Source organism: Streptomyces sp. NPDC111507, assembly GCF_055638955.1.
This window is the reverse complement of record NZ_JBVKBU010000010.1, coordinates 32,161-44,307: the sequence shown is the minus strand read 5'-3', so window position 1 is coordinate 44,307 and position 12,147 is coordinate 32,161. Positions and strand designations below refer to the sequence as shown.

General features: G+C 67.6%; 11 protein-coding genes and 1 pseudogene. 4 read left to right on the top strand and 8 right to left on the bottom strand.

Translation table 11 applies throughout. The features are described from left to right. Positions 1 to 83: 83 nt before the first annotated feature. The 3 genes from ACZ7M2_RS33225 to ACZ7M2_RS33215 all read right to left on the bottom strand — a co-directional run bounded on the left by ACZ7M2_RS33225 (position 84) and on the right by ACZ7M2_RS33215 (position 1,844). Complete coding sequence (locus ACZ7M2_RS33225; protein ID WP_471598442.1) at positions 84 to 593, bottom strand: cellulase; 510 nt, start codon at positions 591 to 593, stop codon at positions 84 to 86. Between the two features lie 8 nt (positions 594 to 601). Next, a complete protein-coding gene (locus ACZ7M2_RS33220) occupies positions 602 to 1,108 on the bottom strand; it encodes a SigE family RNA polymerase sigma factor (RefSeq protein ID WP_099918540.1) in 507 nt (168 codons plus the stop codon). A gap of 214 nt (positions 1,109 to 1,322) precedes the next feature. Beyond that, entirely contained in the window at positions 1,323 to 1,844 is a 522-nt protein-coding gene (locus tag ACZ7M2_RS33215) for an HAD domain-containing protein (RefSeq protein WP_471598441.1), read from the bottom strand. Between the two features lie 590 nt (positions 1,845 to 2,434). Here ACZ7M2_RS33215 and ACZ7M2_RS33210 point away from each other — a divergent pair. Continuing rightward, positions 2,435 to 3,970 carry an AMP-binding protein gene (locus tag ACZ7M2_RS33210; RefSeq protein ID WP_471598440.1) on the top strand — a complete coding sequence of 512 codons (1,536 nt, stop codon included), beginning with the start codon at positions 2,435 to 2,437 and terminating at the stop codon, positions 3,968 to 3,970. 62 nt (positions 3,971 to 4,032) lie between these two features. Then, a pseudogene (locus ACZ7M2_RS33205) lies at positions 4,033 to 4,224 on the top strand (transposase); the annotation flags it as partial. Between the two features lie 387 nt (positions 4,225 to 4,611). Here ACZ7M2_RS33205 and ACZ7M2_RS33200 read toward each other — a convergent pair. Then, on the bottom strand, positions 4,612 to 5,595 hold the full coding sequence (locus ACZ7M2_RS33200; protein ID WP_471598439.1) for an aldo/keto reductase: 984 nt from the start codon (positions 5,593 to 5,595) through the stop codon (positions 4,612 to 4,614). Positions 5,596 to 5,768: 173 nt separating this feature from the next. Here ACZ7M2_RS33200 and ACZ7M2_RS33195 point away from each other — a divergent pair, with 173 nt between their 5' ends. Continuing rightward, positions 5,769 to 6,203 (top strand): ankyrin repeat domain-containing protein, encoded by a 435-nt coding sequence (locus ACZ7M2_RS33195; RefSeq protein ID WP_471598438.1) that lies wholly within the window; start codon positions 5,769 to 5,771, stop codon positions 6,201 to 6,203. A gap of 65 nt (positions 6,204 to 6,268) precedes the next feature. Here ACZ7M2_RS33195 and ACZ7M2_RS33190 read toward each other — a convergent pair whose 3' ends face one another. Continuing rightward, complete coding sequence (locus ACZ7M2_RS33190; protein WP_471598437.1) at positions 6,269 to 7,231, bottom strand: alpha/beta fold hydrolase; 963 nt, start codon at positions 7,229 to 7,231, stop codon at positions 6,269 to 6,271. 450 nt (positions 7,232 to 7,681) lie between these two features. On the opposite strand from ACZ7M2_RS33190, the gene ACZ7M2_RS33185 reads away from it, so the two are divergent. Beyond that, on the top strand, positions 7,682 to 8,272 hold the full coding sequence (locus tag ACZ7M2_RS33185) for a TetR/AcrR family transcriptional regulator (RefSeq protein ID WP_471598436.1): 591 nt from the start codon (positions 7,682 to 7,684) through the stop codon (positions 8,270 to 8,272). A gap of 111 nt (positions 8,273 to 8,383) precedes the next feature. On the opposite strand, the gene ACZ7M2_RS33180 is transcribed toward ACZ7M2_RS33185, so the two are convergent. From ACZ7M2_RS33180 to ACZ7M2_RS33170, 3 genes are all read right to left on the bottom strand, one after another. Beyond that, positions 8,384 to 8,734 (bottom strand): VOC family protein, encoded by a 351-nt coding sequence (locus tag ACZ7M2_RS33180; protein WP_352048903.1) that lies wholly within the window; start codon positions 8,732 to 8,734, stop codon positions 8,384 to 8,386. A 994-nt stretch (positions 8,735 to 9,728) separates the two neighbouring features. Then, positions 9,729 to 9,893: a hypothetical protein gene (locus ACZ7M2_RS33175; RefSeq protein WP_471598435.1), complete on the bottom strand. Its 165-nt coding sequence runs from the start codon at positions 9,891 to 9,893 to the stop codon at positions 9,729 to 9,731. A 429-nt stretch (positions 9,894 to 10,322) separates the two neighbouring features. Next, positions 10,323 to 11,846, bottom strand: coding sequence for an APC family permease (locus tag ACZ7M2_RS33170; protein WP_471598434.1), 1,524 nt, complete (start codon positions 11,844 to 11,846; stop codon positions 10,323 to 10,325). Positions 11,847 to 12,147: the final 301 nt, after the last annotated feature.

Here is a 12,147-nt window from a genome sequence, read left to right as displayed (position 1 = left end):
GAGCTGCGATCAGGTAGTGAGGCCGGGGCGGTGCGGAAATTCAGTGGGTGAGCGGCCGGGACGGCCGGCCGTGCGCTCGGTGGCTACCCGACGCCGGTCGCGCTGACGGACGACGAGGGCTCGCCTGTCGTCGTCGGCGGGGACGACGACATGATGCTTCCGCTCGGCGTGGCCGGAATAGTGGCCGGCGGACCGGCAGTCGCGGTCCCGGACGGACCGGTGCCGACCGAGCTCGAACTCCCCACCGCACTCTCCGTCGTGATCGGTGCCGTGGGCGTGGTGGGGGCCGACCCGGTGGAGCTGCTGCTGGGGGGCTGGGTCGGAGACAGCGTGCTGGTCGGGGAGGAGGAGCCGGTCGAGGGCCGCGGCACGGGAGCCTGGGGCTGGTCGCGGTCCGGCGCGTGTGGCAGCAGGACCAGGCCTACACCGAGCCCGGCGGCCACCAGTACGGAGCCCACGGCCTTCTGCGCCGCGCGGACCCGGCGACGGACGAGCACTCCCGTCCTGAGCCGGTCCTGCTGTGCGGGCTCAAAAGGGGTGTACTCCTGGGCGTCGCGCATCATCCGCGCCAACTCCCGTTCGAAGTGATCCATGCTTCCCTTCACCCCACCGGCTCGATGACATCGGCCAGGATCTGACGCAGTCGCGCCACACCGCGTGACGCATGGGACCGGGCGGTGCCCAGCGGGCATCCCAGCACTTCCGCGACCTGTTTCTCGGGCAGGTCCTGGTAGTAACGCAGCACCACGGCGGCCCGCTGCCGGGGTGGCAGCTGAGCGAGGGCCGCTTCCAGTCGCGTCCGCTCCACCACGGCGGCGGACTCGTCCCCGGTCTGCGCCAGGTCGGGCAACTGCTCCACGGGCCGCTCGCCCCACCACCGTCGGCGGGCGGAACGGGCGGCCGCGCGGGCCAGGACCTTGCGTACGTACGCCTCGGGCGCCTCGTCCGCGACCTTCGGCCAGACGAACCAGAGCTTGACCAGGGCTTCCTGGAGCAGGTCCTCGGCACGGTGCCGGTCACCTCCGCAGAGCAGCCGGGCGAGGTGGAACAACGCCGACCAACGGGCCGCAACGAACCCGTCGAAACTCTCGGCCTGAGCCTGTTCCATCCGCACCGTCCCCGCACTTGCCAGCTTCGTACACCTGGAGAAAGACGTTGGTGAGCACCTCGCTATGCACTTCCGGGGCGTGATGCGGGTCACGTCCGGCGAGGAGGCCGCGGTGCGGGCCCGCCCCGGCTCCTCGGTGCTCCGACCAACAGGGCACGGATGCGGCGCGGTTGCCCATCGCTCGGCTCGCGTGCGGCGCCAACCGGACGGGGAGTCAGAACAACCGCCTCAGCCAGGAGTCGATCGCCGCGTAGTCGTGATCAGTCAGACCACGGCGGGGGTCGACCCGGTGGAGCAGGGCGTTCGCTGGATGGTGAGCGGCGACCCAGGTCCGATCGGTGTCGGTGATCTCGTCGTCGACCCAGACGAACGGGCGTCCCGCCGCCCATTCGACAAGGGTGCGGGTCTTCCAGTGCAGTCCGTTCCGTTCGTCCTGATCATCGATGTCGGACGGTTCCGGCCAGGCCACCACGGGCAGTTGTGGCAGACCAATGCGTGGGGCGATGCATTCGTTTGCGTCAGCCATCCATGTCGTGGCCCAGACCACCTCGCACGGGAGCGCCGCCAGCCGAGGCCCGTGCTCGGGATCGAGCCGGGCCAGGAGCGGATTCGCATCGGCATCGAGCGGTTCGAGGGAGGTGGCATGGGCCGGATACTGCTCGGGCGCCGCACCGAACGGGATGAGCGGTCCGTCGACATCGAGAAACAGCAGCGGACGCTGCGGAGAGCCAGTCACGCCGGCACGATAGCGGCGGATCGCAACGGGGACCGGACCGTCTCCACACGTCAGCCCTGCGGCCGACCGTCGAACAGTCACGGCGATCCGCTCGAGTCCGCCGGTCGTCCGTCAGAGGGAAGCAGGCTCGCGATCAGGTGTCCCGGAGTTCCCGTACTCCGAACCGTGGATACGTTGCGTGCGCAGCCGGCAGGCGGGTCACGGTCATGCCGCGGCCCCATGGAGTACCGCACGAGAGCGGAAACGAAATGGCATTCCCACGCATCAGAACGGTCGAACAGCACCGTCAGCGGCAACGACTTGCCGGGAACCAGATCCTGACTGCGGCCTGGAATTCTCCGGCGAGATCCAGGACCCGGGCATCATGGCAAGCACATCGGGCACGGTCGTGCGGGACAACCGGCTCGTAGGCAACCACATCGGGATCTACACCGTTGCCACGGCGACCGTGCAGCCGTAGAACCGCGGTCGACCGGGTCTCGCGAGGCCGGGTGGTGCTGAGTTGTTCGCAAGATGTCGAATGGCTTGTCGGGATACGCGAGGGCGTGGCGGGATAGAGGCTCTGTGTCGTTCAAGCTTCGGAGGCTGTGATGATCGTCCCGTTCGGGGTCCATGACTTTCTGGACCGTGCCGTCACTGTGTATGCCGACCGGGTGGGTGTGGTGGACGAGCCGGACCAACCAGCTGAGGTCTGGGAGGGGCTGACGTACCGGCGAGTGGGGGAGTTGGCGCGGGCTCAGGCTGCCGGGCTGGACGCGCTGGGTGTGCCGCTGGGCGCTCGCGTGGCGGTGGTCTCGCCGAACAGCGCGCGGCTTCTGACGTCGTTCTTCGGTGTCAGTGGTTACGGGCGGGTGCTGGTCCCGGTCAACTTCCGCCTGACGGCGGACGAGGTGAGCTACATCGTCGGTCAGTCGGGGGCCGATGTGCTCCTTGTCGATCCGGAGTTGACGGAGCGTCTGGCCGATGTCGACTGCAGGCACCGTTTCACGCTCGGCGCCGCATCCGACGCCGAGCTGTACCGCTTCGGCACTGCCCCGCAGGCCTGGGAGCCGGACGAGAACGCCACCGCGACCATCAACTACACCAGTGGTACGACGGCCCGGCCCAAGGGGGTGCAGATCACCCATCGCAACATCTGGGTGAACGCGGTCACCTTCGCGTTGCACGCCGGGGTGACGGACCGGGACGTGTATCTGCACACGTTGCCGATGTTCCATGCCAACGGCTGGGGCATGCCGTTCGCGATGTCGGCCCTGGGCGTGCCACAGATCGTGCTGCGCAAGGTGGACGGGGCCGAGATCCTGCGCCGGGTGGCCGAGCACGGTGTGACGGTGATGTGCGCGGCGCCCGCGGTCGTGGGGGCGGTGCTGGCCGCCGCCGAGTGCTGGGAGGGGGAGATCCCCGGCCGTGATCGGGTGCGGATCATCGTCGCGGGCGCTCCGCCGCCGACCCGGACGGTCGCGCGTGTGGAGTCGGAGCTGGGGTGGGAGTTCATTCAGATCTACGGCCTGACCGAGACCTCGCCGCTGCTGACCGTCAACCGTGCCCGCGCCGAGTGGGACGGCCTCGGCGCTGCGGAGCGGGCGGAGAAGCTGGTGCGGGCCGGTGCTCCCGCGCTGGGCGTGACGCTCAGGACGGACGCCGAGGGTGAGGTTCTTGCGCGCTCGAACGTGGTTCTGGAGGGGTATTGGGAGCAGCCGCAGGAGAGTGCGCGGGCGTTGTCCGGGGGCTGGTTCCACACGGGGGACGGGGGATCGATCGGCGAGTACGGACATTTGACGATCAGTGACCGGAAGAAGGACGTGATCATCACGGGCGGGGAGAACGTGTCGTCGATCGAGGTGGAGGACGTCCTGTTCAGCCATCCGGCGGTTGCCGAGGTCGCGGTGATCGGGGTGCCTGACGAGAAGTGGGGCGAGACCGTGAAGGCGCTGGTGGTTCTTGCTCCCGGTGCGCGGGTGACGCAGGACGAGCTGATCCGGTTCTGCAAGGAGCGTCTTGCCGGATTCAAGGCGCCTACTTCGGTGGAGTTCCGCGAGGAGTTGGCGCGTACGACGACCGGCAAGCTCCAGAAGTACAAGCTGCGGGAGCCGTATTGGGAGGGCCACGAGCGGGGAGTCGGCTGAGCCGTCTCACCGGGGTGGGTGCCGATGCTGCTGGTGGTGAGGTGTTCGGTGACGTAGCCGGCTGGCGAGATCTGCCTGTGCGTTCCGGCAAGTGGAGAACTGTGTACGAGCGGCATCGGCGCTGGTCGGCGGACGGCACGTGGGACAAGCTCTCGCTGCCGTCCTCGCGGACGCTGACGCGGAAGGCCGTGTCCGACTGGTCGATGGTGATGGTGAGCGCGGACTCCACCTCCTGCCGGGCTCACCAGCATGCGGAGAACCGGTCGTTCGCTCCTGGAAGTGAGGCGCCCCGCCCGGCCGGTTGACATAGGGTCGGGTGAGCGAGAGAAGGACTCCACGCCGCGGAGCGGATCAGCACGTCTTCCCCCTCCCTCAGCCGACCGGCGTCCTTGAGCACACCAAAGGCTGTCGGGAAGGCGCACGGCAGCCCCGCATCCGGCCCGACAACACTCGGAACCGACCGCCCGTAGGCGACGCTGCCCTCATCGTCACGGCCCGAATCCAACGATGTCGGCCTGCGACACGTCCTGGTTGATGAGGCCCTGCGTCACGTCACGCCGCCCGGCCGCGAACTGCCGGGCCGGGGAGACACGTTGGGCAGGGCCTGAGGGTTGGTCGGCGCATCATGGTTCCGGTGATCGTCATACGTGTACGGGTGCCCGCTCGTCCAAGAGACCTTCGCTGCGCAGATCGTCCCAGACCTGAGCCGGGATCTTCGCGCCGAACGCCGCCATGTTGCGGCGTACTTCGTCGGCGGTACGCATGCCGACCACGATGCCCGAGACGGCGGGGTGACGGAGCGGAAAGGCCATGGCCAGCTCCGGGAGGGTCACGCCGTATGGTTCGCAGACATCGGCGATGCGATGCGCCCGCTCCAGCGTCCCCGGCGCGGCGGGCGCGTAGTCGAAGGTGGCACCCTCGACAGGTCGGGGCGTGGCGAGCAGCCCGGAGTTGAAGACCGACGCCGCGAGTACCGAAACCGCCCGGTCCGTGCAGGCGGGCAGCAGTTCGTCGAGGGCGCTCTGGTCCAGAAGCGTGTAGCGGCCGGAGAGCATGACTACATCGACGTCCGACTCCTTGACCAGCCTGGTCAGTTTGCCGGGGTGGTACATCCCCGCGCCGATCGCGCCCACCACTCCCTGGCGGCGTAGTTCGGCGAGCGCCGGACAGCCCTCGCGCAACGCATCCTCGAAATGCTGCTCCGCGTCGTGCAGGAACAGCACGTCGATACGGTCGACGCCTGTCCGCTTGAGCGAGTCCTCCACGCTGCGCAGAATGCCGTCCCGCGTGAAGTCCCACACCCGGCGATGTGTGGCGGGCACCATGAAGCTCTCGTCCATCCGGCCCGCCGGGTCCTGCGGGACCAGCAGCCTGCCGACCTTCGTCGACAGCGTCACCTCCTCACGCGGCTTGCCGCGCAACAGACCACCGGTGCGGCGCTCGGAGTGCCCGATGCCGTAGTGCGGAGAGGTGTCGAAGTAGCGGATCCCGCTGTCCCAGGCTGCCTCAAGGGCTGCCGCGGCGGTCTCGTCGTCCAGCGGAGCGAAGAGTCCCCCGAGTGGTCCGCCACCGAAGCCCAGTTCTGTGACCTGCACCTTGCTTTTCCCAAGCCGGTTGCGCCTCATTCACCGTTCCCCTCGCATGGCTGGTAACGCGACCATCCTGCCGTGGCCCGTGCGACGTTCCCAAGGGAAATTTCAGGCTTGTGGTCCGCTGGGGGGCAACCATGCTGGTCGCGGCCATCAACGGGTGGAACTGACTGGCCCCGCCACGCGCCCGGTCGCTAACTTTTGCGGTCATGAACCAGCGGCAGCACAAGAAGCTCACCCACCGCCTCCTCGAAGCGATTCTGGTGGGTGACACCGCCCGCGTGAAGGCGGTTCTGAGGGCGGGAGCCGACCCAGAACGAGCCGACATCGAGGGCACCACCCCTCTCTATGAGGCATGCGTGAACGGGGAAGTCGAGATCGCCCGCCTACTCCTGGCGGCCGGGGCCTCTCCTGACACCGAGAGCAGCGGACTCGGCGCGGACGGCACACCCCTGTGCGCGGCCGCATGCTGGGGGCACACCGAGACGGTGCGCGAACTGCTGGCGCACGGCGCCGATCCCAATCTCCGAGAAGATCACGGCACAGGCTGGTCCCCACTGGAGTGGGCACTCAAAGGCCCTTGTCCCGAAACTGCCGATCTCCTCACCACGGCGGGCGCGACGCCCCGCGGGAGAACGACCTAGCACCACCGGTCGCCATCACCGATCCCACCAGCACCATGGGCCTGAAGCGCCACCTCAGGCCAAGCTCAGGCACAGGACCTGAGGAATGCCATGAGCGCCGCGCTCACCTCGTCCGGGCGTTCCTGCTGAGTCCAGTGTCCACAGCCGGCCAGTTTGAGGGGCTTGCGCCAGAGGTTGGGCATGAGGTCGGGGAGGCGCTCGATGAGTTCGGGAGTGCCGGGGAACGCCGGAACCAAGTCGCGGTCGCCGTAGATGTACAGGGCGGGCGGGGTGACGACGGCGCCGTGCCAGGGAGCGGTCAGTTCCCAGTTGCGGTCGAGGTTGCGGTACCAGTTGAGGGCTCCGGTGAAGCCCTTGGAGAAACTCTCGGTGAGCGCGTCGAGGTCCTCCTCGGTGAACCAGTCCGGCAGCACCTCGGGGTCCGGCATGGCCGCGAGCCAGCCTCGCTCGGGGTCGACCAGCGGCTGCATGCCCTCGCCGGTGCCCGGAGCGTCGCCGGAGGCCGAATAGAAGAACTTCCGCAACGCGGTGCGGGTGTCCTTGGCGAACTCGGCGTCGGCGACACCCGGGCGGTTGAAGTAGTTCCAGTAGAAGCGGCCTTCGAACCTCTTCTCCATGGCCGGCAATGGAGGCTCCGTCCCCCGGAACGGGGGCGGCACGCTCAGGCCCGCCACCCCGAGCACCATGTCCGGTCGCAGCAGCGCGGTGTGCCAGGCGACCGGCGCGCCCCAGTCGTGCCCGACGACGTACGCCTTCTCCTCGCCCAGGGCATGGATCAGTCCGACGACGTCGCCGACCAAGTGGAGGATGGTGTACGCGTCGACGTCGTCGGGATGGTCGCTGCGTCCGTATCCACGCTGGTCCGGGGCAACCACTCGGAAGCCCGCATCGGCCAGTGGGCCGAACTGGCGGTGCCAGGAGTGCCATGACTCAGGGAAGCCGTGCAGGAGCACTACCAAGGGGCCGTCGCCTTGCTCGGCGATGTGCAGCCGAACGCCGTTCACGTCAACCATTCGATGCTCAACCATGTGCATAAGGGTACGTGTTGTGATCTTCGCGCTCGGCTCACCAACAGCCCGCCTCACTCGTGTCGCAGCGAGCCGGCGAAGCGACTGGCTCAACGGTGAACGGGGTCAGGTCGGCGCACAGGCCGGCCAGGGCGAGCAGGACACCGGCCGTGACGCGGGGAGTCGGACATGTCCTCACCGGGAACACCGTCGAAGTCGAGGATGGGCGCCCAGCAACGTGCCCGCCGTCTCGGCTCCGCAGGAGTGGCTGGCCACTGTATGGGGGGCCTCAACAGGAAGGCCGATCGATCTTCTCTGCGCTCGGGGTGTTCGTCCGGGCGAAGCCTGTCGGCGGCAGACGGCTTGGGAGCCCATCCCGTGGTCTGCCACAATGCAGGAAAATGGAACCTCGCTCCGAAGGCGATACGAGGCACCGTTCCGTTTCGCACGTCTCATGGAAGGATCGCCGCGGTGAACGACAGCGGTCAGGGCGCGGGAAGTGCACCGGGATCCCAGCGCAAGGATGCCCGGCGTAATCGACAGACCTTGCTGGATGCTGCCGCCGCAGTCTTCGTCACCTCGGGCGTAGAGGCGCCGGTACGCGACATCGCGGCCAAGGCCGGCGTGGGTATGGGCACGATCTACCGGCACTTCCCGACACGCGCGGACCTCATCGTCGCGGTCTACCGTCACCAGGTCGACGCCTGCGCCGACGCCGGTCCGGTTCTCCTGGCGAGCTGCGCCACTCCGTATGCCGCGCTGGGGCAGTGGATCGACCTCTTCGTCGACTTCCTCGTCACGAAGCACGGACTGGCTGCCGTGCTGCAGCCCGACAACGCCGGTTTCGACACGCTGCACGCCTACTTCCTCGACCGGCTCGTGCCCGTGTGCAACCAACTGCTCGACGCCGCGGCCGGTCGCGGCGAGATCCTCCCCGGCCTGGAAGGCCTTGAGCTGATGCGAGGCGTGGGCAACCTCTGCGTCGGTGCGGACAGCGATCCGCGCTACGACGCACGCCGACTCGTCGGCCTCCTCATCGCCGGACTGCGCCAGCCGCAGTGACGACCGGCAGGGCATCTGACGCAGGCGTTCCAGGGACGCGTTCCTGCTGGTGACTTTTCCGCTCGCCGGCGTTTGGTGAGGTCGGGAACGAATCCCGAGTGCCGGGATGGCTCACAAGTCGATAGCCAGCTCATGGCGGGGCTCGTACAGGCCCACCTCGCCGCCACCCGGTAGACGGAACTTGGTCAGCCGCCCCCAGCGCGCGTCGGTAACGGGCTGCGTGAACTCCACTCCCTTCGCGGTCAGGCTCTGCACGGTTGCGTCGACGTCATCGCACATCAGGTAGAGCTCCTGTGTCTCCGGGCCGTCCGTGGGATGCACGGCGATCTCGGTCGGCGGAAGCTTGAAGATCAGCCAGCCACCTCCCACGTCGACATGCGGATACTCCAGAACATCCCTGAAGAAGACCCGGTCCGCTTCCGCATCACGGCTGTATACGATGATGTGCCCACCAGTGATCATGCGTCCAGGGTAGGTCCTGACACGGACATCGCGGCGCTGCGTCGTGACACAGGGTGTTGCGGTTCAGGGCCGGTCGACCGTCTGAGCGGAGCCACTGGCGGGATCACCGGCAAGTGATCAACGGTGTGTCAAGGTGACTGCGGGCCGGTGCACCCCGGCCCCTCGACAGCCCCTGACCGACTGCGACCACCGGAGGCCTCTGGAACACCGGGGCCTCCGGCATCCCGCCGATCGGGTCAACAGCCGTCAGTTCACCTTCACATACCCGGTGCTGAGACGCCCGTACCGGTCTGACCACAAGGCACCTTCCACGTAACCCGGACCGATCCAAGTCGGCCAGATGTCCGTAGACCGGCGCCCCTCCTGTCTTCTCGTAGATCACCTGTATGGCCCCCTGGGCATTGACGGGCGTAATGGCCACGCACAGCCTCCCGTTGTCAAGGTTCACGCACTTGTCCGCCGCTTGTGCCGGACTGGCACCCAGGGCGTCTGCCGATCGTCGGAGTCGACACGCGGTCGACGTTACGGCCGCCGACGACAGGACCGCGCTCACCTTGTCCGACCGAGAACGCCGGACACGTCGCTCCGGGATGTGCCCCGGGGTGCCGCCCAAGGGCTGTCCTCCACTCCGCCCCGGACAACATGCGGGTTTGAGCCCTGGGGGTGATGGACCGATACCGGATGCGGCGTCCTGACAACCGTCGGGCCGTATACGCTGACATGATGATGCTCATGTCCATGTACCGAAAGGCCGATGCCGCGTAAGCGGCCCGGCGCGCTGCGCGCTGAACAGTCTCTCCGGGCCGCGTGGGGCTTGCCTCCGGACCGGATCCACGGCCTCTCTGCCCGAACCAGCGTCGCGATAGGGCGAGTAGAGAGGCTCTCGGACGACTATTACGTCTACCCCGGCGCCACCGACCGTGCGCTGCGACGGTATCGAGCGTTTCTGCAACCACCCGGCCGACGACCTCTGTATCCGCAGGATGCGGAGTGTTCATGCCGCGGCTGCTCCTTCGACGACGTGCGGCACGCACGCGACGTGCTCGGGGAGGTCCTGCGGCAGTTGCCCGCCCAGGCCCGCGTCGAACTGGAACACCGAGTGCGTGCCCTGGACACCAGGTACGTCGAGCGCACGCTGCCGGATCCGTTCGCCGCTCATCGGCAGTGGCGTCCTGACCTGTGGTGGCGACGCCGACTGGCCGGCGGTCGAGAATCTGGAGGAGGGGCCTGGCCCGAGCCACGGTGAAATGATCAATGCGTGGGCCGAACTCCCGGTCTGGAAAGAGGAGCACATCCCTGATGCTGACCGCGTCGAGTCAGTTGATCATTGCGGGGCAGCCTGAGGCGTCAGGAAGTGAGCACCTCGGATGAAATTGTTCACGGTCAGTGATGTCGTCGCGTCGTACGGCTCTGCCAAGACGGATTGAGCATCAGTATCAGCGGGTCCAGACCTGGCAGGGTGCCTTCAGGGCGCGGTTCACCACAGCGAGCGCGGACTCCGACTCCGACTTCGGCCAGTGGCCGGGCCGGCTCGCCGGGAGATGGTGTCGGTCGTGACCGGGACCGATGGGGGAGGGCGAGCTGGCGCTCAACCCGGAGTCACTTCTGGGGCGGCTGTCTTCTTGGTCTCGGCGCGGGTCGGTGCGCCAAGTGCCCAGAAGATCACGCCCGTGACGATGAAGACGGCCAGCGGCACCGCCTCCGTCAGCAGATAGGTCCAGCGCTCGCTGTAACTCCAGCCGTCCGGTCGGAAGTCCGAGCTGAACCAGTCGAAGGGCGCGCCCGGGACCAGCAGTTGCACCGAGGCGAACAGGATCAGCAGCGTCAGCACGATCGTGATCGGCCAGGCAGCGGGAGCCCGGTAGGCCCGCTCCACCTGTGGGTACTTGCGGCGGAGCACCGGCAGCGCCGGGAAGATGCCGAGATAGCTGATGAGCGTCGTGGAGACGGCGAGCCCGAGCACGGCGCCGAAGAGCTTGCCCGCGTCACCACCGGTGAGCTGGTGGGCGAGGACCAGCACGCCGGTGGAGAGCACTCCGCTGAGCAGGTTGACCCGCACCGGCGTGCCGAACCGTTCGGAGATCACACCCAGGCCGCGCGGCGCGGCACCGTCGTACCCGGAGACCGCCAGCGCACGGTCCGATCCCATGATCCAGGTGACGCCCGAGGAGAGCACAGTCAGGATGAACATCACCGCGGCCAGACCGCCCAGCACGGACCCGGCCCCACTGAGGGTGACCGTGCCGTCGGAGGCGACGTGGCCGCCGTAGACGGTGAAAACCTGGCGGATGGCGTCGAGGAAGCCGCCGAGACCGGTGATGGCCTTGACCGGGAGGACCAGCAGGATGCCGAGAATCGGCAGACCGTACAGCAGCACGCCGAGCCCGGCGGCGCGGAAGATGCCGTACGGGACGTCCTTCTGCGCGTCGGTCATCTCGTCGCCCGCGGTGTTGGGCAATTCGAAGCCGACGTAGTTGAACATCAGGACCGGGACCAGACCGACGAATCCGGCATACGTCGGGGAGAAGTCGCCGAAGCCGAAACCATGCAGGCCGTGCTTGAAGGCGTAGATGACCACGGTGAGCGTGAACAGGCCGAGCAGCACGAAACGGGACCACGCCCCGGCGGTGGGGATCCACTTGCCGACGTCGAAGGAGAGGATCGCCGCGAGCACGCCCACCCAGATGAATAGCAGGGTGAAGACGTAGAAGGCGGGCGTGCTCAGATCCTTGCCGTCATTGAAGAAGGTGGTGAACGCGGCGACCGCCGAGACGGAGAGAGTGCCGCCGAGCCAGACCGGATTGGTCACCCAGTAGAGGAAGTTGTTGACTGCTCCGGCCAGCCGCCCGAAGGCCCGGCTGGTCCAGATGTACGGGCCGCCCTCCTCGGCGAAGGCCGTGCCCAGTTCCGCGGTGAGCAGTGCTGACGGGACGAAAAAGATGACGGCCAGCACGATCAGCCAAGTGAACGCCTCCGCTCCGGAGGCGGCTACCGTACCGATGGTGTCGAGGCCGACGAGGGTGCAGACCAGGAAGAACAGGATGTCGAAGCGGCCGAAGTGTTTGCGGAGTTTGTTCCGCTCGGACTCCGCTGCGAGAGTGGTGGTATCCATCTCTATTTTGGACAGACCAGCGGACACCCGGGCCTCCTGCTGACAAGGTCGTTATGTTCGGCACATGGTGTGTCGGTGATCCGACGGGCGACAAGGCTTGAATCTCATTCTTGACCAAATCCCAAGTTCGGTACACCGCCGGAAACACCGTCGAAATGTACTCGCTACGTTGCGGGGAAAGTCAGTGACCGTGTGAAGCGACCGCCCGAGTCGTTCCAACGACGTCCGAGCCCGAACCCGGCCGCCGCCTTGGTTCCACGCGGATGCCGGAACGGGCGCGCAGCCGCATTGCGACGCGGGC